Origin of the sequence: Streptomyces sp. NBC_00400, assembly GCF_036048035.1 — a bacterium.
GTDB lineage: Bacteria > Actinomycetota > Actinomycetes > Streptomycetales > Streptomycetaceae > Streptomyces.
Genome location: NZ_CP107940.1, coordinates 5,217,981 through 5,238,409, shown reverse-complemented (window position 1 = coordinate 5,238,409; position 20,429 = coordinate 5,217,981). Strand labels below are relative to the sequence as shown.

Annotated in this window: 12 protein-coding genes; 7 read left to right on the top strand and 5 right to left on the bottom strand. The window is 73.7% G+C overall.

Going from position 1 to position 20,429, the window contains the following annotated elements; translation table 11 throughout:
- Window positions 1–89: 89 nt before the first annotated feature.
- The 4 genes from OHS81_RS22920 to OHS81_RS22905 form a co-directional block, all read right to left on the bottom strand.
- Entirely contained in the window at window positions 90–959 is an 870-nt protein-coding gene (locus tag OHS81_RS22920; protein ID WP_328386547.1) for a hypothetical protein, read from the bottom strand.
- A gap of 323 nt (window positions 960–1,282) precedes the next feature.
- Window positions 1,283–2,389, bottom strand: coding sequence for a peptide chain release factor 2 (prfB, locus tag OHS81_RS22915; RefSeq protein ID WP_328386546.1), 1,107 nt, complete (start codon window positions 2,387–2,389; stop codon window positions 1,283–1,285).
- Window positions 2,390–2,557: 168 nt separating this feature from the next.
- On the bottom strand, window positions 2,558–3,865 hold the full coding sequence (locus OHS81_RS22910) for a serine/threonine-protein kinase (RefSeq protein ID WP_328386545.1): 1,308 nt from the start codon (window positions 3,863–3,865) through the stop codon (window positions 2,558–2,560).
- A 292-nt stretch (window positions 3,866–4,157) separates the two neighbouring features.
- Window positions 4,158–5,798 carry a serine/threonine-protein kinase gene (locus OHS81_RS22905; protein WP_328386544.1) on the bottom strand — a complete coding sequence of 547 codons (1,641 nt, stop codon included), beginning with the start codon at window positions 5,796–5,798 and terminating at the stop codon, window positions 4,158–4,160.
- A gap of 525 nt (window positions 5,799–6,323) precedes the next feature.
- On the opposite strand from OHS81_RS22905, the gene OHS81_RS22900 reads away from it, so the two are divergent.
- The 5 genes from OHS81_RS22900 (at window position 6,324) to OHS81_RS22880 (ending at window position 15,512) form a co-directional block, all read left to right on the top strand.
- On the top strand, window positions 6,324–9,782 hold the full coding sequence (locus tag OHS81_RS22900; protein WP_328391356.1) for an FHA domain-containing protein: 3,459 nt from the start codon (window positions 6,324–6,326) through the stop codon (window positions 9,780–9,782).
- 413 nt (window positions 9,783–10,195) lie between these two features.
- Complete coding sequence (locus tag OHS81_RS22895) at window positions 10,196–11,575, top strand: ABC transporter substrate-binding protein (protein WP_328386543.1); 1,380 nt, start codon at window positions 10,196–10,198, stop codon at window positions 11,573–11,575.
- A gap of 153 nt (window positions 11,576–11,728) precedes the next feature.
- Window positions 11,729–13,123, top strand: a complete 1,395-nt coding sequence (locus OHS81_RS22890; protein WP_328386542.1) for a carbohydrate ABC transporter permease — start codon at window positions 11,729–11,731, stop codon at window positions 13,121–13,123.
- Window positions 13,120–14,124, top strand: coding sequence for a carbohydrate ABC transporter permease (locus OHS81_RS22885; protein WP_328386541.1), 1,005 nt, complete (start codon window positions 13,120–13,122; stop codon window positions 14,122–14,124). The genes OHS81_RS22890 and OHS81_RS22885 overlap by 4 nt, the downstream gene beginning before the upstream one ends.
- 434 nt (window positions 14,125–14,558) lie before the next feature.
- Complete coding sequence (locus OHS81_RS22880) at window positions 14,559–15,512, top strand: class I SAM-dependent methyltransferase (RefSeq protein ID WP_328386540.1); 954 nt, start codon at window positions 14,559–14,561, stop codon at window positions 15,510–15,512.
- A 66-nt stretch (window positions 15,513–15,578) separates the two neighbouring features.
- Here the strand turns inward: OHS81_RS22880 and OHS81_RS22875 are convergent, their stop codons facing one another.
- Window positions 15,579–16,265: a class I SAM-dependent methyltransferase gene (locus OHS81_RS22875; protein ID WP_328386539.1), complete on the bottom strand. Its 687-nt coding sequence runs from the start codon at window positions 16,263–16,265 to the stop codon at window positions 15,579–15,581.
- Between the two features lie 361 nt (window positions 16,266–16,626).
- On the opposite strand from OHS81_RS22875, the gene OHS81_RS22870 reads away from it, so the two are divergent.
- Window positions 16,627–17,232 (top strand): glycosyltransferase family 2 protein, encoded by a 606-nt coding sequence (locus tag OHS81_RS22870; protein WP_328386538.1) that lies wholly within the window; start codon window positions 16,627–16,629, stop codon window positions 17,230–17,232.
- Window positions 17,233–17,239: 7 nt separating this feature from the next.
- Window positions 17,240–20,293, top strand: coding sequence for a CDP-glycerol glycerophosphotransferase family protein (locus tag OHS81_RS22865; RefSeq protein ID WP_328386537.1), 3,054 nt, complete (start codon window positions 17,240–17,242; stop codon window positions 20,291–20,293).
- Window positions 20,294–20,429: the final 136 nt, after the last annotated feature.

Here is a 20,429-nt window from a genome sequence, read left to right as displayed (position 1 = left end):
ACGGGGCTTTCCGGCGGCCGTCACGCAAACGCCGAGGGGCCCGGGACGCATGATGCGTCCCGGGCCCCTCCAGCTGTACCGCGTCAGCGTCAGGCCGCTGCGGCGCCGCCGCCGTTCTTGTTGATCAGACGGGGCAGCATACGGAAGCCCACACCGCCCGCGATCATCGTCGCGGCGCCGATCAGCAGGAAGGTGGTGCCGGAGGAACCGGTCTCCGCCAGCTCACCGCCCTTGGCCTGCTGCTTTGCCTGGCCGGGCGTGTCAGCGATCTGCTCCTTGCCCTGGCCGGGCTGCTCGATCGGCTTGGTGCCCTCGTTGTCGGTGCCGGTGCCGGTGCTGGAGTTGCCACCGGTGGTCTCGTCACCGCCGGTGCTGCCGCCGGTGGTCTCGTGACCGCCGGTGGTGCCACCGGTGGTCTCGTGACCGCCGGTGCTGCCGCCGGTGGTCTGGTCACCGCCGGTGCTGCCACCGGTGGTCTGGTCACCGCCGGTGCTGCCACCGGTGGTCTGGTCGCCACCGGTGCTGCCACCCGTGGTCTGGTCGCCACCGGTCGTGCCGCCGGTGGTCTGGTCACCGCCAGTGGTGCCGCCGGTGGTCTGGTCGCCACCGGTCGTGCCACCCGTGGTCTGGTCGCCACCGGTGCTGCCACCGACGGTCTCGTCGCCACCGGTCGTGCTGCCACCGATGGTCTCGTCACCGCCGGTGCTGCCACCGATCTCGCCGCCGGTGGTGCCACCGGTGGTCTCGTCGCCACCGGTCGTACCGCCGGAGGTCTCTTCACCACCGCTGCCGCCGCCGAGGACTCCACCGAGAATCCCACCGATGATGCCGCTGCTCTGGCCGCCGGTCTCACCCGGGCTGGCCGCGGATGCAGCTCCGGCCGCGGTGAGCGACGCACCGGCCGCAATCACTGCGCCGGCCGCAATGCGCGCTACGCGCAGCCGCGTCTTCTTCGTCATGTACTGCTACCCCCAGTAGCTGAACTCGTCATGGGTGCACCGCTGTACGGGGCGACGAGCCGATGTCGGGGTGCGTGAGCTTCGGCCCCGCACTGCGGGCAGGCCGCTCAATTCCCCGTTCTTACACGCGCCCCAGACATACGCATGCCGCGCTCAGCCTTCCCAGTTCGGCCACCCTCGTCAAGGTCGAATAAAGTCCCGATGCCCGAATTGGCAAGCAGTGGGCGGTACATGGACATACGACTGTGACCAAACCGCCACAGCAAAAACAACTGCCTCCCCGAGGGAAGCAGTTGTTTCGCTTTCGGACGGGCCTTGGCCCGTTACTTCTCCTGCTGCTTGCGCCAGCGGATGCCGGCCTCCAGGAAGCCGTCGATGTCGCCGTCCAGCACCGCGGTGGGGTTGCCGACCTCGAAATCGGTCCGCAGGTCCTTGACCATCTGGTACGGGTGCAGGACGTAGGAACGCATCTGGTTGCCCCAGGAGTTGCCGCCGTCGCCCTTGAGCGCGTCCATCTTGGCCTGCTCCTCCTGGCGGCGGCGCTCGAGGAGCTTGGCCTGGAGGACGTTCATCGCGGTCGCCTTGTTCTGGATCTGCGAGCGCTCGTTCTGGCAGGAGACGACGATGCCGGTGGGGATGTGCGTCAGCCGGACCGCGGAGTCGGTGGTGTTGACGCCCTGGCCGCCGGGGCCGGAGGAACGGTAGACGTCCACCCGCAGCTCGGACTCGTCGATCTCGATGTGGTCGGTCTGCTCGACGACGGGCAGCACCTCGACGCCGGCGAACGACGTCTGGCGCCGGCCCTGGTTGTCGAACGGCGAGATGCGCACCAGGCGGTGCGTGCCCTGCTCGACGGAGAGCGTGCCGTAGGCGTACGGGACCTGGACGGCGAAGGTGGTCGACTTGATGCCGGCCTCTTCCGCGTACGAGGTCTCGTAGAGCTCGGTCTTGTAGCCGTGCCGCTCGGCCCAGCGCAGATACATGCGCTGCAGCTTCTCGGCGAAGTCGGCGGCGTCCACGCCACCGGCCTCGGCACGGATGTTGACGACCGCTTCACGGGAGTCGTACTCGCCGGACAGGAGGGTACGGACCTCCAGCTCGTCGACCGCCTTGCGGACGGCGGTCAGCTCGGCCTCGGCCTCGGCCCGCGCGTCCTCGTCGCCCTCGGCCTCGGCGAGCTCGAAGAGCACCTCGACGTCGTCGACCCGGCCGCGCAGGTCCTCGGCCTTGCGCAGCTGGCCCTGGAGGTAGGACAGCCGACTGGTGATCTTCTGTGCGTTCTCCGGGTCGTCCCACAGGGACGGCGCCGCGGCCTGCTCCTCGAGCACGGCGACATCGGCCCTCATCTTGTCGAGGTCCAGGACGGCCTCGATCGACCCCATGGTCGAGGAGAGGGACTTCAGCTCTTCGGATACATCGACGACTGCCACGCACCCAGCCTAACGGCTGCCGCCGTCAGCGTGACCCGGCCCCGGCAGGTCGTACCTGCCGGAAACCGCGGGCGGCGGGTCGCCCGGCAGGCCGGGCGCCGCCCCGCGCACCGGCCGGTACCGGGGCCGGGCTGTCGTTTCCGGGCCCCTCGGCGGCGCGGCGGGCCCTCACGGGGTGCCGGGGTCCGGCTGCTGGACGCCCGGTGTGGCGTCCCCCGCCGTGTCGTCGCCCGAGGCCAGCCAGCCGCCCAGACCGGCCGCCATGACCACCGCGGCGGCGGCCGCGCCGAGCTTGATCCGGCGGCGGCGCACCGCGTCCGGCGACGAGCGGTGCCGGGCCGAGCCCGCCCGGCGTTCCCCGGCGGCGCGCGGGGCACGGGCGGTGCCGTGGGCGCCGCCCGCCAGCTCGTCCGGGCCCGGGACCCGCATGCTGGTGTGCGTCTCCCGGCTGGAGTCGGGGACCGCGCCCTGGACCAGCGGGACGGCGCCGCGCGGCGGGGTGGCCTCCCCCGGGTGCGGGGACGGGTGGAACGGCTCCTCGCGGGAGGCGGCGGCGCTCTCCTGCTCGTCCTCCGGCTGTTCCTCCTCCGGCTCGTCGATGTCGAGCGGCGGGATACCGGCCAGGCCGGGCAACAGCTCGCGCAGCCGGGCGGCGAGCTCGGGGGCGCGCAGCCGGGAGGCCGGTGCCTTGGCCAGGCACTGCAGCAGCAGCAGCCACAGCTCGTCGGGGATGCCGGGCAGCGGCGCCACACTCTCGGTCACATGACGGCGCAGCACCGCCCCGGGGTGCCCGCCGCCGAACGGCGTGAACCCGGCCAGCAGCTCGTACAGGACGGTCGCCAGCGCATAGACGTCCACGGAGGCGCGCGGCGGGAGGCCTTCGATGATCTCCGGGGCGAGGTAGTCGGGGGTGCCGATGACCTTGGCCGAGCGGAGCGAGCCTGAGCTGCCCCCTGCCGGGGGCTGGAGGGTGCGGCGCGGCGAGTCGACGAGCCGGGCGATGCCGAAGTCGGTGAGCAGGGCGGGGTGCGCACCGCCGGGGCCGAGCGGCCCCTGCATGTCCAGCAGCACGTTTTCGGGCTTGACGTCGCGGTGCACGATCCGGGCGGCGTGCGCCGCGGCGAGCCCGTCGGCGACATCGGCGGCGATCGCGACGGCGGCCTCCGGGGCCAGCCGGCGTTCGCGCTCCAGACGGGTGCGCAGGTCGGTGCCGCGTACGAGGTCCATGACCAGCGCCAGGTCGTTGCCGTCGACGACGAGATCCCGGACGCCGACGACATGCGGGTGGTCCAGGCTCAGCAGCGCCGCCCGCTCCTGTACGAAGCGGCCGACGAGTTCCTGGTCGGAGGCGAGATCCTCACGCAACAGCTTGATGGCCACGGCCCCTTCGGGACCCTCGCCCAGCCATACCGTGCCGGCACTGCCGCGCCCCAGGATCTGGTGGGCGGTGTACCGGCTGCCGATCTTCCGTGCCAAGACTGCTCCGACGTGTCGGGCCCCCGAGCGTCCTGCGGGGGCTGAGGTTGGCGTCAAAGCTACGCGGGTGCCAGGGGGTTCCGTGCCCCGGAACGTGGCAACCTTCACTTCTGTGAGCGAAATTGACCGTCAGAAGTCGACAAATCCACTGGGTGGGTTCCAGGACAGGCTGACGGGGCGGAGGAACGGCGCGGGCCCGGCGCCGCCTGCAAAGAGGCGGGGCCGGGCCCGTCGATGACCGTCCGGAACAGGTCCGGGGCGCCCGCGGCGGTGAGCCCGCGGGCGGACGGCGTCAGCCGCCGAATTTCTGCACGAACTGCTGCACGCTGTGGAAGACGTGCCCGACCTGCGAGAAGAAGCCCCGGGTCGTGCCGATCCACTCCTGGAGCGGGGTCAGCTCCCAGACCAGCCAGGCCGCCACGAACAGCAGGATCAGCGTGAACAGGCAGCCCTTGAGGCAGCCCAGACCCGGGATCTTCATCGGGTTGGCGCTGCGCTGACGGGGCTCGCGCCGGGGCCGGGGCTCCGGCTCGGGCCGCCGCTGTGGCTCGTAGCGCTGCGGCGGCGGCTCCTGGCGTCGCTGGGGGGCCTGCGGCTGCTGCTGGGCGTACGGCGCCGGAGCGGGCTGGCGGTACTGGGGCTGCTGCGGGCGCTGCGGCGGCTGCTGCTGGGGAGCGGCCTGGCGCTGCGGGCGGCGGCGCAGCGGGTCCTCGGCGGGGTCCAGATACTGCACCTGGGTCTGTTCGTTGCGGTCGCGCGCGGCCCGCATCTGGGATTCCCAGGGATGGGGGTTGTCGGGGTTCTGCGGTCCGCCGGCCGGTGCGCCCATGGGCATCGGCGGCATGGCGCGGGTCGGGTCGGCGCCCGGCCCGCCGGGACCGCCCGTGGACGGGAGCACGCTGGTCGCCGCGGCCGGGTCGTACGAACCGGCACCGGAGGGGAGCACCTGGGTGGGGTCGGCCTCGCCTCCGGCGCCCTGGCTGCCGTCGGCGCCCGTTCCGGGGACGGTCGCGGGCGCGGGGTCGGGGGCGAGCAGCGCGGCGACGCCGAGCGCGGCCTCGGCCGCGGCCGGGGTGGCGTGCACCCCGATGCCGTCCGCCACGGTGCGCAGCCCCCGGGCGAGATTTTCGGCGCTGGGCCGCTCCTCGGGCCGCTTGCGCAGACAGCGCTCGATGACCGTCCACAGGGGCTCGGGGAGGGTGCCGGGGCGGCGCGGCTCCTCGCTGAGGTGGCGGTGCAGCACCTCCAGTGCGGTCGACCCGGCGAACGGCGGACGGCCGGTGACCAGCTCGTACAGCAGGATGCCGGCGCCGTAGATGTCCACGGCGGAGGTCTGCGGACGGCCCTCGGCGGACTCCGGCGCCACATAGGCCGGGGTGCCGACGAATTCGTGGGTGCGGGTCAGGCCCGGGGAGTCGGCGAGGCGCGCGATGCCGAAGTCGGTCAGCATCGGGTGCATCTCGCCGCTGCCGTCCGACCCGGCGAGCAGGACGTTGGCGGGCTTGAGGTCGCGGTGCACCACGCCGTCGGCGTGGCTGGCGGCCAGCGCGTCGGCGATCTGGGCGGTGAGCAGCGCGGCGGCCACCGGGCTGAAGGGGCCGCTGTCGCGCAGATAGCGGTGCAGGTCGGGGCCGTCGACCAGGTCCATGACCAAGGCGAGCAGATCGCCCTCGACGACGAGGTCGCGGGTGCGGACGATGTTCGGGTGGGCGAGGCGCAGCAGGACGGAGCGCTCCCGCAGGAAGCGCATCACCACGTCCGGGTCGTGCGCCAGCTCCTCCTTGAGGACCTTGATCGCGACCGTCTCGCCGGGCTCTCCTGCCACGGCGGCCTCGGCGCCCGCCGCCTCCCGCTGGCGGGCACGCCAGACGGTGCCCGTGGCGCCGCGTCCCAGCGGCTCCTCGAGCAGGTACTTGCTGCCTACCGGCCGCACGTCATGCGCTCCCTGGTCGTGGTGGTTCTCTTGCCCGGCCCGCCGGGTCAGTTGATCAACTCCGCTGATCCACTCCGCGCGGCCCGTCCGGCCCACTGTAATGCCGTCGTACAAACTTTTCGGTCCGGCGGCCCGGGACGGGCTTGTGGGAAAGACGCAGTGGGGGAACGGATGGTTGCCTGCCGCGTGCGGCTGGTACCCGGCACCGCCCGCGGCATTCCGCACAGGACCGTTCCGCACCGTTCCGCACCGTCCCGAGCTGACCACGGCGGTCGAAATCCGGCCGGGCGCGGCACGCAAGCAGGCACTTTTTCGCCCTTAGAAGACCAATCAAGATCACTGAATGGCGGTCGGCGGGCGTGTTGTCAGTGGCAGGTGCGAGGATGCACCCAGCACGATGCGGTGGGGGCGCGCGGTCTTTGTCGCGACGTGCACTTGGGACTTGTACGTGCCGACGTGCCCGGGTGCGGTGGGGGGAGTGAGCGGTCCCCCGGCGGATCCCGGCAGAAGGGACCGTTGACGGCGATGCAGATCCGGCTGACCGTCCTCGGGCCGCGCAGCGGCCACACCACACGGACCTGCGACGTGCTCGTGACGGCCCCCGCCGGGACCGCGCTGGCGGCGGTGGCGGGCGCGCTCGCGGCCTCCGTGGCGGGCTCGGGTGCGGATGTCGGCGGTCCGGGCGGCGGCAGCGGCCCCGTCGTGCTGTACGCCGGGCACGAACGGCTCGATCCGCAGCGCGCGGCGCTCGGCGAGCCGCCTTTGATCGACGGCGCGGTGCTCTCCCTCCAGGGCCCCGGCCCCGCCCCGGCACACGGCCTGCCGCACGGCACGGCCCGCCTGCGCATCGTCTCCGGCCCCGACGCCGGCGGGGTGCATCTGCTGCACGGCGGCCAGATCCGCATCGGCCGCTCGGCCGACGCCGATGTCCCCCTCGACGACCCCGATGTCTCCCGGCTGCACTGCGCCGTGACGGTCGAGCCGGACGGCGCGGTGTACGTGGCGGATCTGCGCTCCACGAACGGCACGGTCGTGGACGGCACCGACCTCGACGAACGGCCCGCGCCCCTGCGGCCCGGCGCCCTCCTGCGCATCGGGGAGTCCGCCCTGCGCCTGCAGTCCGCGCCCGGCGCCCCGGACCCCGCCCTGCCGACCGCCCCGGACGGCGAGGGACATCTGCGGATCGCCCCGGGCACGGCCGGTGCGCGCCCGGACGCGGCGGCGGGGCAGGCCGCGGCGGTGGCGGGCCGGATGGAGCGCCGTGGGGAGTACGGGGAACAAGGGGCGTACGGGACGCCACCGGGCCCGCGAGGAGCGACTTCGGCGGCGGAGGGGGCGTACAGGGGAGCCGGCACCCACGCCCCGGATCCGGCAGGACGGCGGGACACTCCCCTGCGCGGTACCCCGGCCCGGTACGCCGCCCCCGGCCACGACTCCCCGTCCGGCGCCGCCGCGGCTCCCGTCCCGGGTGCCTCCACGGGCCATGTCTACGACCGCACCACCGGCGCGGGCCCGGCGGACGGCTTCGGCCCCGGGGTCCGGGAGCGCAGCGACGCCTTTCCGGCCGGATCCCAGGACCGGACGCACGGCGGCCAGCAGTCATTGGCACCGGAGTCTTCGGCACCGGCCGATGAGGGATCCCGTAAAGGCGGGCGGCGGGGTGGCATCGGCGCCTGGGCACGGCGGCTGGCGGGCGGCCGGCCCGCCGTGGAGCGGCCGGACGGCGCCTTCGCACCGGAGTACGAACCGGCCGGCGCCTCCAGGGCGGCCTTCGCGGACACCGCCGAGGGCGCCCCGGCGCCGGAGGCGCTCTCCGGGCCGGCCGCCGACGAGCGCTGGCCGGACGCCGCAGCGGTCCTGCTCACCGCACTGGGCCCGGGGCCCCGGCTCTGGGAGCGCGGCCCGGACCACCCCGACGCCCTGACCGTCCGGCTGGGGACCGCGGCCCGGAACGGCGGCCGGGCCGCCGTACCCGTCACCGTCGATCTGCGCCGGGCGGGCTCCCTCGGTCTCGCCGGGCCGCGGGTGCGGCTGACCGGGCTGGCCCGCAGCGCCCTCGCCCAGCTCACGGCCCTGCACTCCCCCGGCGCCCTGGAGCTCGTGCTGATCAGCGCGGACCGGGCGCGCCCGGCCGAGGAGCGGGTGGCGGACTGGTCCTGGCTCGGCTGGCTGCCGCAGGTCCGCCCGGACCGTGGCCAGGACTGCCGGCTGCTGCTGGCGTACGACAGCGAACAGGCCGCGGCCCGTACGTCCGAGCTGGTGCGCCGGCTCGACGACGGCCCGCTGGGCCCCGGCTGGGCGGACGCCGAGCGGGCGGAGACCGCCTCCGCCGCCGCCCGCCACCAGGGCCCGTACACCCTCGTGGTCGTCGACGGCGACCCCGGCACCTCCGCGCTGCGCGAGACCACCGCCCGGCTCGCCGCGGGCGGCCCGGCGGCCGGTATCCACCTCCTGTGCCTGGCCGAGACCCCGGCCGCCTCCCCCGCCTTCCCGCTGGCCGCGACGTACGAAGCGGCCCGGGCGGCCTCGCCCGCCTTCGGCGAGTGCGGGGCGGTGGCGGTGCTCAGCGGCGATGTCGCCACGGCGCTGCGCGTCATCCAGCCGGGCTCCGGGCCCAACGGCACGGTCGCGACGGTGGACGCGGTCTCCGGCGCCTGGGCCGAGCGGTTCGCGCGGGCGCTGGCGCCGCTGCGCGAGAGCGATACGGCGGCCGCGGCCGGTGGCCGGACGGCACCTCGTGCGGCCGTCCCGCTGCCCGACTCCGCGCGGCTGCTGGACGAGTTGGGGCTGGCCCGCGCCACCCCGGCGTCCCTGATGGCCCGTTGGGCCGCCGCGCTGGACGCCGACCGGACCGGTGCCGCCGCAGTGCTCGGCGCCGGACCGCACGGCCCGCTGTGCGCCGATCTCGCCGCCGATGGCTCGCATCTCGTCCTGGAGGGCGCGGCGGCCACCGGCAAGACCGAGCTGCTGCGGGCGATGGCCGCCTCGCTGGCGGCCGCCGACCGCCCGGATCTGCTGTCGCTGGTGCTGGTGGACGGCGCCGGCAGCGAGCGCGGCGAGGGGCTGCGGGTCTGTACGGACCTGCCGCATGTCACGACCTACCTCGCCGCCTCGGACCCGGTCCGGATGCGGGAGTTCGCCCAGGCGCTGTCCTCCGAGCTGAAGCGGCGGGCGGAAATACTGGCCGGCACCCCGTTCGCCGAGTGGCGCGCCAAGCATCTGCCGGCTCCCCGGATCGTCGCCCCGCGACGGTCGGCCGAGAGCGGTGACAGCGAGCGCAACAGCCGCGAGCATCGTGATTACAGAGAGCAGGAACTGACTACTCTCCGTAATCGTTGCCGTGATAGGGGAACGGACGGCGGCACAGCGGCGGACCCGTCCACGACCGGAACCCTCCGCCTGCGCCCCCGCAGCACACCGCCCGCCGCCGGCCCGGCAGCCACGGAAGGCGCCACCGGCGCGGCCCCGCCGATGCCCCGGCTCTTCGTGCTGGTCGACGACTTCGACGCCCTGGTGGCCCCGGCGCTGGGCAGCACCGGCCGGCCCGCCGCCGGCTCCGTGGTGCGCGCCCTGGAGGCGGTGGCCCGGGACGGGGCGGAGCTCGGGGTCCACCTGATAGCCGCCACCGGTCATCCGGACCGTACGGCGGAGACCGCGGCCAGCGAACGGGCCGGTCTGCGGGTCCGGTTGGGCGCCTTCGACGATCCGTCCGAGCCGGTGCCCGCGGGCCGCGGACGGCTGCACCGCGCGGCGGACGGCTCCTCGACACCGTTCCAGGCAGGCCGGGTCACCGGCCGGATACCCCGGACCTCCACCCTCCGGCCGACGGTCGTACCGCTGGAGTGGCAGCGGATGGGCGACCCGCCGGCCCGGCGCCCGCTGCGCGAGCTGGGCAACGGCCCGACGGACCTGGCCCTGCTGGCCAGCGCACTGCAGCGGGCCGCCCAGTCCTCGGGGGCGGCATCGGCTCCGCCACTGCTGTGAACCCGGTGCGCCGCCCATAACAGCCGCGTCACGAAAGGCCAGTTGGCGGGGAACGCGGTATTGCGGAGCCGGTGGCCAGGGCGTAGGACTGTCGCACACCGCACAGCACGACGTACACCGCAGAGCGCGACGCATACCGCAGACCAACAGAGCACGACGAGGCGCAGCGCGACCACGCACCATCGCACGGCACGGCACGACGCGACCGGCACGATCGGTACGCAGGCCCGTACGGCACGACGCGAACGGCACGATCGGCACCCAGTCACGTACGGCACGACGCGACCGGCACCTGGGCACGTACGGGCACGTACGAGCACGAAGCGAACGGCACGGTGGGGGCGCCGTGGCACGGCAGGGCACGGCTCCCCTTGCACCCGGCACGGCAGGCGCGGCGACAAGGGGCTACGGGGATGCGCAGACGACTCGACCGCACGGCTGTACGCGCCACGACCGCGGTGGCGGTGGGCACGGCGCTCGCCCTGGCGCTGGCCGCGTGCGGCAGCGGCGGCAGCAGCGGCGGCTCGAAGGACAACGGCAGCGGTGGCAGCAAGGACGGGAGCACCGCCCCCACCGTGCAACTCCCCCAGCTCAAGGGGCAGAAGCTGCAGGTCACCGCGGTCTGGACGGGGCCTGAGCGGGAGAATTTCGTCAAGGTGCTGGACGAGTTCGAAAAGCGCACGGGCGCCACGGTCGACTTCGTGCCGAGCGGCGACGACATGGCCGGCTTCATCGGCTCCAAGATCGCCGGTGGCGGGCCGCCGGACATCGCGATGCTCCAGCAGGTCGGCGTGCTGGGCGAGTTCGCCGGGAAGGGCTGGCTCAAGCCGCTCGGCGCGACCGCCAAGGCGCAGCTCGCCAAGAACTACAGCAAGGGCTGGCAGGATCTCGGCGCGCACAAGGGCACGCCGTACGGCGTCTACTTCAAGGCCAGCAACAAGTCGCTGGTCTGGTACAACGCCAAGGCGTTCGACAACGCGGGCGCCCAGGAGCCGAAGACCTGGCAGGACTTCCTCAAGACGGCGCAGACTCTCTCCGAATCGGGCATCGAGCCGGTCTCGGTGGGCGGTGCGGACGGCTGGACGCTGACCGACTGGTTCGAGAACATCTACCTGTCCCAGGCGGGGCCCGAGAAGTACGACCAGCTGGCGCAGCACAAGATCAAGTGGACGGATGCCTCCGTCAAGCAGGCGCTGACCACGCTCGGACAGCTCTTCGGCCGTAAGGACCTGCTCGCGGGCGGCAACTCCGGTGCGCTGCAGACGGACTTCCCGACGTCGGTGACCCAGACCTTCAGCGGCGGCACCCCGAAGGCCGCGATGGTCTCCTCGGCCGACTTCGCCGCCGCCAGCATCACCCAGACGAAGGCCAAGGTCGGCACGGACGCCAAGGTCTTCCCGTTCCCTGCGGTGGGCGCCAGGTCCCCGGTGGTGACCGGCGGCGATGTGGCGGTGGCCCTCAAGGACTCCAAGGCCGCACAGGCCCTGCTGACGTTCCTGGCGTCGACGGATGCGGCCAAGATCTGGGCGCAGGCGGGCGGGTTCATCTCGCCCAACAAGGAGCTCGACCAGGCGGCGTACGCCGACGGGGTGATGCGCCGGATCGCCAAGGCGCTGATCGCGGCGGGCGACGACTTCCGCTTCGACATGTCCGACCAGGCGCCTGCCTCGTTCGGCGGCAAGCCGGGCCAGGGCGAGTGGAAGGACCTGCAGGACTTCCTGAAGAGCCCCAAGGACATCGCGGGCACCCAGGATCGGCTGGAGAAGGACGCCGCGAAGTCTTTCGGGCGCTGAGTCCGTACACGAAGCCTTTCGGGCGCTGAGTCCGTACACGGAGCCTTTCGGGCGCTGAGCCCGTACGCGGAGTCGTTCGGGCGCCGAGGGCCTGTCGTCGGCCACCGACCACCGACCACCGACCACCTCGACCGGGACCGGGGGACCGTCACGATGAGCGCCGTACAGGCCGGCAAGGCCGGCAAGGTCAGTGACAGCGGCGGGCGCCGCCCGCGCGGCAACGGCGGCCGGCTCCGCAACAGCGGCAAGCGTCCGGGCGGCGGCGTCCTGGGCGCCCGCCCCTGGACCGCCGCGGTGTTCCTGTTGCCGGCGCTGCTGCTGCTCGGTGCGCTGGTCGTCTACCCGATCGTCTTCTCCGTCTACCGCAGCCTGTTCGACGCGTCCGGCACGGGGTTCGTGGGGCTGGGCAACTACGGCGCGTTGTTCTCCGACGAGGGCATCCGTACCGCGCTGAGGAACAACGTCGTCTGGGTCGTGGTGGCGCCGACGGTGTCGACGGTGCTGGGGCTGATCTTTGCGGTGCTGACCGAGCGGATCCGCTGGGGCACCGCCTTCAAGCTGATCGTGTTCATGCCGATGGCGATCTCGATGCTGGCGGCGGGCATCATCTTCCGGCTGGTCTACGACCAGGATCCGGAGCGCGGAGTCGCCAACGCGGTGTGGGTCGGCATCCATGACACGTTCTCCGAACCGGCCCCGTTCCCCGGCGCCACACCGCGGCCCCGGTCCGGTCTCGCGCCGTCCGGCGGCGGTGCGTTCACCACGCGCTCGGCCGTGCGGGCCACGTCACCGGTGAATCTTCCGCTGGTCGCCGTCCAGCCGGGCGATCTGCGCGGGGCCCGTCCCGCGGCCGCCGCCGGGCCCCGCCCGGGCAAGGTCACCGGCACCGTGTGGCTGGACTTCACCCGCGGTGGCGGCGGCCGCCCCGGTGTCATCGACGGCAACGAGAAGGCGCTGGCCGGGCTGACGGTCGAGGCGGTCAAGGGCGGGCGGGTGGTCGCCTCGGCGACGACGGCGGCCGACGGCACCTATGCGCTGCCCGCCGACCGGGCCGAGGGGGCGCGGCTCCGGCTGCCCGCGGCCAATTTCGCCGAGGCCTACCACGGTGTCGACTGGCTCGGCCCGGCGCTGGTGACCCCGGCCATCATCGGCTCGTACGTCTGGATGTGGGCCGGTTTCGCGATGGTGCTGATCGCGGCGGGGCTGGCGGGTGTCCCGCGTGAGCTGCTGGAGGCGGCGCGGGTGGACGGCGCGGGCGAGTGGCAGGTCTTCCGCCGGATCACGGTGCCGCTGCTGGCGCCGGTCCTGGTGGTCGTACTGGTCACCCTCATGATCAATGTGCTGAAGATCTTCGACCTGGTCTACATCATCGCCCCGGGCTCCAGCATCCGGTCCGCCAACGTCCTGGCGCTCCAGCTCTTCCAGTCCTCGTTCGGCACGGATGTCGACGAGGGCCTGGGCAGCGCGATCGCCGTCTTCCTGCTGCTGCTCGTGCTGCCGGTGATGTACGTCAATCTCCGGCGCATCCGGAAGGAGCGTCGCCGATGACGAGCGTGGACGGTGCCGGGGCGGCCGGGCGTGCCGGGGCTGCCGGGGGTGCGGGGGCGGCCGGGGGTGCGGGGGCGGCCGGGCGTGTCCTGCCGGACGGGCGTCCCGGGGCGGCCGGCGGCGTACGGGCGGGGCGGGGCGGACGGGCCGGGCGGCCGCTCGCGGCGCGGATCGCGGCGCGGACCGGCGGCGGCGCGCTGCGGATCTTCCTGGTCCTGGTGGCGCTGTTCTGGCTGATGCCGTCGGTGGGACTGCTGCTGTCCTCGCTGCGCAGCCCGCAGCAGATCGCCGAGTCCGGCTGGTGGCAGGTCTTCGGCAAACCGGCTCAGATCACCTGGGACAACTACAGCCAGTTGCTGGCCAACGACAAGGTGATGGGTTCGCTGCTGACCACGGCGGCGATCACCGTGCCGGCGACGGTGCTGGTCGTCGTCATCGGGTCGCTGGCCGGTTATGCGTTCGCCTGGATGGACTTCCCCGGCCGGGACGGCTGGTTCCTGGTCGTCGTCGGGCTGCTGGTGGTGCCCGTGCAGGTGGCGCTGATCCCGGTGGCCAAGCTGTTCGGTGCGGTCGGGCTCTTCGAGACGACGGCCGGGGTGATCCTCTTCCATACCGCCTTCGGGCTGCCGTTCGCGGTGTTCCTGCTGCGGAACTTCTTTGCCGAGATCCCGCGAGAGCTGCTGGAAGCGGCCCGCCTGGACGGGGCGGGCGAGCTGCGGCTGTTCACCCGTGTCGTGCTGCCGCTGGGCGGCCCGGCGATCGCCTCGCTGGGGATCTTCCAGTTCCTGTGGGTGTGGAACGACATGCTGATCGCGCTGATCTTCGCGGACAGCGGCCATCCGCCGATCACGGTCGCGCTGCAGCAGGAGGTGCGGCAGTTCGGCAACAACATCGATGTGCTGGCGCCCGGCGCGTTCCTGTCCATGGTGGTGCCGCTGATCGTCTTCTTCGCCTTCCAGCGTCAGTTCGTCTCCGGTGTGATGGCCGGCGCGGTGAAGTGAACTCCGCACGACGTCCCGCCGCTCCCCGGCCGCACGCCACCTCCCGTTCATTTTCCTGCGCCTACGATGACGCCGCTGCCGTGCCGTGCACGGTGCGGCGGTGCGCATGGCGGGTCGGCACACGGGGTGACTGAGGGCGCCCCGGCCCCCGCGAGGCCGCGCCCGTGCGCAGCGGCCATGACGCCGGGCGCGTCCAAAACTGCATAGACCGCACAGGTCAGGACAACTGCAGACGTAACCCCGCACACCTCCATAACGCCACACCTCCATAACGCGATACCGCCACACCTCCACAACGCGATGCGGCGATACCGCCACAACGCCATACCGCCACCACATCCACGGCAGACAGCGCCGGTACATACCGCACGTACTCCCTCACGCACGCGTCGTACTCAGCCCTATGTCCCCGACCGTCTGGAGACGGACCGCACATGACTGCCCCCCTCGCAGACCAGAGTGCCGAACAACTCCCGCGCCCCACCCGGCTGTCCGAGGTCAAAGGCTGGTTCTTCACCGCCGACCAGCTGCTCTTCGACTGGTTCCTGGCGCACCAGCAGGACCGTTCCGAGCCGGGCGATCTGCTCGAACTGGGCGCGTATATGGGCAAGAGCGCCATCTTCCTCGGTGCGCGGCTGCGCCCGGACGAGCGCTTCACGGTCTGCGACCTCTTCGACTCCCCCGCCGAGGACGCCTCCAACTCCAAGGAGATGAGGAAGTCCTACGCGACGCTGACCCGCCGCGCCTTCGAGGCCAACTACCTCGCCTTCCACGACGAGTTGCCCACCATCGTCCAGGGGCTCAGTTCGCTCGTCAGCGATCACGTCGACGAGGGTTCGGTGCGCTTCGCGCATATCGACGCCTCGCATCTGTACGAGCATGTGCACGGCGACATCCTCGCGGTGCGCAAGCTGCTCACCGCCCACGGCATCGTGGTGATGGACGACTACCGCGCCGAACACTGCCCCGGGGTGGCCGCCGCCACCTGGCAGGCCGTCACGAACGAGGGGTTGCGCCCCGTCTGCCTCACCGGCACCAAGTTCTACGGGACCTGGGGCGACCCCGAGCCGCTGCAGAAGGCGCTGCTGGAGTGGATCGCGTCCCGTGGCGACATCTGGCACGAGGTGCAGTACGTCAACGGTGCCCCGCTGGTCCGGCTGAGCGCCAAGGGCGCCGAGGAGCCCCGCCATCCGGCCTCCCGGCACACGTCCGCCGCCCGCGCTGTGCGGCGGTCCGCGGCGCGGTCGCCGGAGGTCTCCGCGGCCCGCCCGGCCCCGCGCCGGCCGGTCCCGGCGCGCAGCACGGTGCGCCGGGTGGCCCGCGACGTGCTGCCGCCGATCGTCACCCGCGCCCTGGTGAGGGCCCGTAAGCGGGCTCGTACGCGCTAGCGGGCTCGTACGCGCCGGCCGGCACACACGCACCAGCGGGTTCGTACGCCCTCGGGGGTGCCCCCCCTACCGGGCCACCTGCCCCACCAGCACGAACACATTGGACCGCAGCAGCATCCCGGCCGGGCGCGGCAGCGGATGGGAGTAGGTACGCCGTACGGTCAGGCCCGCGGACTCGGCGAAGGCGCGCAGCAGGGCGAAGTCGGTGAAGCGCACCGGGGTGGGCCCGGCCCGGTGCCCGGCCTCCTGCGCGGTGATCAGCAGTACTCCGCCGCCCGGCCGTACGTACCGGACGTAGGCCCGCAGCAGCCCCTCGACCTGTTCGTCGTCCAGATGCTCCAGGACGTTCGCGGTCAGCAGCGCGTCGAAGGCGCCGGGCCGGGCGTGCGGGCTCGCCAGGAAGGTGTCGGCCGTATAGGCGGTCAGCCCGCGTTCGCGGCAGCGCGCCACGGACTGCGGATCGTGGTCCACACCGACGCTTCCGGGCGCGCAGTCGGCGAGCGTGTCGCCGGTCCCGCAGCCGATCTCCAGTACCCGGCCGGTGCCGATCCGCCGCAGCTGACTGCGGTACGGGGACCGGGCGGGCAGCAGCCGTGCCGGGCCGCCGCGTCCCCGGTCGGCCGGCAGCCGCGCGGTGGAGGCGGACGGCGCGGTGCCCGTGGGACGCGTGGGCCGGGCGGTCCGGATGTCGCTGCCGGGCGGCCCGGCGTCGGGGCTGTCGGTGGCGGCGGAGCTGTCGGTTCTGCCGGGCATCGGGACGCGGTCACCTTCCCTGGGGAACACGGCGCGCAAAACGCCGTAAAGCTGTGCAACGGGTCTACGGCATCGGACGCGGCCCGGCGCTACGGCGCGCCGAATGCGCGCACCGAGCGTCATCCCGCGCACACGGACGCGCGGCCCGGCACAGGGTGAGATGCGGGCCCGCGCCCACGGACGAGCGGCCCGGCACGCCGTGGTGCGCGGTCCCTGCACACGCGGACGCCCGGTCCCGCACACACGGTCGCCCGGCGGGTCCTCTCACCCTTTCAGCGCAGATCCGGTGACCGTGCCGCCGTGGGCGAGTTGAACGGACCGGTCTTGTGCATTCGCCAGTCCGGAAAGGCTTGGTCCGCGTATGAAGCCTCGGCTCACCGTCGTCGTCCCGGTCCATCGCATCGAGGGGTCCGAGCGGAATGTGGAGGAGTGCCTGGAGTCCGTCGCGGCCCAGACGCTGACCGATCTGGATGTGGTGATGGTGGACGGCGGTCCGCCCGCGGGCGGGGGCGGGGACGCCACCGCCGCACGGGGCGGGCCCGCCGCTGCCGCCCGCCGTTTCGCCGGGCGGGACCCACGGTTCCGGATCGTCCACCACGCCGGGGGCCCGCCGGCCCCCGGCTGCGGCGCGCTCCGCAACACCGGTGCCCGGCACGCCTATCCGCACACCGGCTATCTGGCCTTCCTCGACGCCGACGATGTGCTGCTGCCGCGCGCGTACGAGGATCTGGTCGGCCTGCTGGACCGGTCCGGTGCGGACCTGGCGACCGGCAATGTCTACCGGCTCGGTGCGGCCGGCCGCAGCCAGTCGGCACGTCATCCGGCCACCCGCGAAACCGTGCTGCGCACCCGCCTCCGCGACGACCTGACCCTGCTGTCCGACGACTTCGCGCGCAAACAAGGTCTTCCGCCGCACCTTCTGGGACAAGCACCAATTCGCCTTCCCCGAGGGGGAGTTGTGCCATGACGCGGCGGTGACGCTGCCCGCGCTCTTCCTGGCCGACGCGGTCGACGTCCTGCGGGAGCACGTCTGTTACTGGCGGCTGCCGGAAGGGCCCGACCGCCACCACAGGCCCGATGCCCGGGGCGTACGGGACCGGTTCGCGGCGGTGGCCGGCATCCGGCGCTTCCTCGCCGACCCGGCCCACGCCCGGCTGCGTGCCTATCAGCGCGACTACGACCGTGCGCAGCTCACCGACGGGCTGCTCGATCTGGTCGATGCGCTGCCGGCGGCCGCGCCGGAGTGCCGGACCGCGTTCCTCGACTGCGCCCGCGACTTTCTCTCCGGTGTCGATCCGCGGCTGTTCCCGACGCTCCCCGTCGAGCTGCGGATGCGCTGGTATCTGATCCGTGCCGGGCGGCTGGCCGATCTGCTCACCCTGCTCACCCATGAGGCCCGTAACCCGGCCGGGTTCGCCGTCGCGGGGCCGCCGCTGCGCAAGCGCGCGGTGCTGCCGCTGACCCCGCCGCTGGAGCTGCCTCCGGGGGTGACCCGGCTGGACCGCGCCGACTTCCCCGTACGGGCCCGGGTCAGGGAGGCGGAGTGGCGCGGCGGTGTGCTGGTGCTGCGCGGCTACGCCTATATCCGGAATCTGGATGCCGCGACCCGGCACAGCTATCTCAGGACGGCCGTGCTGTCGTGCGGGCGGCGCCGGATCCTGCTGCCGCTGCGGCCGGTGGCGATGCCGGAGGCGACCGCCGAGTCCGGCCAGGAGCTGCACTGTTACGACTGGTCGGGCTTCGAGCTGCGGCTCGATCCGGCCCGGCTGCGCAAGGGCGGGCGCTGGGAGGAGAGCGACTGGTCGGTGGGGGTGCTGCTGGCGTCGGCGGGGGTGGTGCGGGCCGCGGCGCTGCACGCCGCCGAGACCGGCTCCGGCGCCGCCCCGTGCGCCCGTGAACTGCCCGGGGACGGCACGGGCGCCGTGCGGATCACGCCCCGGTACCCGGACGGGCGGCTGCGGCTGTCGGTGGTCCGTCCGGCCCGGCGGCTGACCGGCCACCGGGCGGTGGCGGCCGGCGCCCTGGACCTGACGGTCACCACAGCCGGCCCGCCCCCCACCGCCCTGCGGCTGACCCACCAGGGCACCGGCACGGTGGTGTCGTTCCCGGTGGAAGCGGAACCTCCCACGGGAAGGGGGCCGGGACCGGGACCGGGGCAAGCGGACGAGGCGCCCTGCACCGCGCCCCGCACCGCCCCCGGGGCCGCGCCCCGCACCGCCTCCCCGCCGCTCACCTTCCGTGTCCGTCTCGACGCGCTGGCCGCCGCGCGGCCCCCGCGGGACGGTGCGCCGCGGGCGATCCCGCCGGCCCACACCGAGAGCTGGGCGGCCGAGGTGGTGCTGCCCGGCGGCGGCACCGACCCGATCGCCTGTGACCTCGGTCTGGCGCCGGCCGCCCATCCGCTGCCGCACGGCCGCGAGCTGGTCGTGGCGGCCGGGCCGGCCGGGAACCTGGTCCTGCACGACCGGACCCCGCAGCCGTATCTGGACCGGGCGCTGTGGCGGGCGGACGGCACCCTGCTGGTGGCGGGCGCGCTGCCCGATGCCGCGCCGCTCGCCACCGAGCTGGTCCTCAAGCACGGGGCGCACGCCGCGGAGCTGGCGTTCCCCACCACCCACGACGAGGGCCGGTTCCACGCCGCGCTGCCGCTCGGCGCGCTGCCCTCGCTGGCCGGTCCGCTGCCGCTGCGCGAGGGCCGCTGGACGCTGCATCTGCGCGAGCGGGGCGCGCCCGGCTCCGCGCTGGACGCCCCGGTCCGCGCTCTGCCGTCCCTCCTGGGCGGGCTGCCGGCGACCCGTACGGTCCGCGGCAAGCCGCTCGCCCTCGACCGGCACCGGCACGACGAAGCGCTCGTGGTGGCGGGGCCGGCGCTGCCCGCCACCGACCGCGGCCCCTACCGCCGCCGGATGCTGCGCGAGCAGCACTATGCGCTGCACCGTTCCCGTCCGCTGCGCGACACCGTCCTCTACAGCAGCTTCGGCGGCCGGGCGTACGGGGATTCCCCGCGGGCGGTGCACGAGGAGCTGGTGCGCCGGGGCATGGACGTGGAGCATCTGTGGGCGGTGCGCGATGCGCAGACCGCGGTGCCGGAGACGGCCCGTGCGGTGCTGGTGGGCAGCGCCGAGTGGCACGGGGCGCTGGCGCACAGCCGCTGGGTGGTCACCAACACCCATCTGCCCCGGTGGTTCACCCGGCGCGGCGGGCAGCGCATCATCCAGACCTGGCACGGCACCCCGCTCAAGCGGATCGGCGCCGACCTGGCCGGGACGCTGTGCGCGGGGCTGGCGCATCTGGCGCCGCGGCCGCGGGTCAGCCGGCAGTGGAGCGTGCTGCTGTCGCCGAACGCGCACAGCACTCCGGTGCTGCGCTCGGCGCTCGGCTACTCCGGGCGGCTGCTGGAGACCGGGCTGCCGCGCACCGATGCCTTCTTCGCCGCCGACCGTGACCTCAGGGCGGCCGCGGTCCGCGAGCGCCTGGGCATCGAGCCGGGCAGGAAAGTGGTGCTGTACGCGCCGACCCCGCGCGACGATCTCGCCTACGACGCGGGCCACCACCGGCTGCATCTGCCGCTCGATCTGGACCTGGCACGGCGGGAGCTGGCGGACGACCATGTGCTGCTGGTGCGCTCCCACCCGCTGGTCGCCGACCGGCTGCCCGCCCACCACGCGCCGTTCGCCCTCGACGTGTCCGCCCACCCGGACGCCACCGAGCTGCTGCTGGCCGCGGACGTCCTGGTCACCGACTACTCGTCGCTGGCCGCCGACTTCGCCAACACCGGGCGTCCGATGCTCTTCCTGACACCCGATCTGCCGCACTACCGCGACACCCTGCGCGGCTTCACCCTCGACTTCGAGGCCCGGGTGCCGGGTCCGCTGCTCACCTCGACCGGTGAACTGATCGACGCACTGGGCGACTTGGAGGAGATCGCCGCCGCCGGGGCGGATGCGTACGCGGATTTCCGGGAAGCGTTCTGTCACCGGGACGACGGGGGTGCGGCCGGCCGGGTCGCGGATCTGATGGAGCGGTGACCGGGGCCGGTCCGTCGCAAGGAGGTGGCGTGCGGATCAACATCGTGCGGCACCCGCGTCGTTACAGCATGTGCAGGCGCCCTTACGGGTCTGCACACCCCCGGGCCCCGGCTCCCGCCAGTTAAGAAGACGGCAA

Bases quoted from the DNA above. Each gene is read 5' to 3' on its own strand.
- OHS81_RS22920 (WP_328386547.1), bottom strand. From the start codon at position 959: ATGACGAAGAAGACGCGGCTGCGCGTAGCGCGCATTGCGGCCGGCGCA.
- OHS81_RS22900 (WP_328391356.1), top strand. From the start codon at position 6,324: ATGCAGATCCGGCTGACCGTCCTCGGGCCGCGCAGCGGCCACACCACA.
- OHS81_RS22895 (WP_328386543.1), top strand. From the start codon at position 10,196: ATGCGCAGACGACTCGACCGCACGGCTGTACGCGCCACGACCGCGGTG.
- OHS81_RS22890 (WP_328386542.1), top strand. From the start codon at position 11,729: ATGAGCGCCGTACAGGCCGGCAAGGCCGGCAAGGTCAGTGACAGCGGC.
- OHS81_RS22885 (WP_328386541.1), top strand. From the start codon at position 13,120: ATGACGAGCGTGGACGGTGCCGGGGCGGCCGGGCGTGCCGGGGCTGCC.
- OHS81_RS22880 (WP_328386540.1), top strand. From the start codon at position 14,559: ATGACTGCCCCCCTCGCAGACCAGAGTGCCGAACAACTCCCGCGCCCC.
- OHS81_RS22875 (WP_328386539.1), bottom strand. From the start codon at position 16,265: ATGCCCGGCAGAACCGACAGCTCCGCCGCCACCGACAGCCCCGACGCC.
- OHS81_RS22870 (WP_328386538.1), top strand. From the start codon at position 16,627: ATGAAGCCTCGGCTCACCGTCGTCGTCCCGGTCCATCGCATCGAGGGG.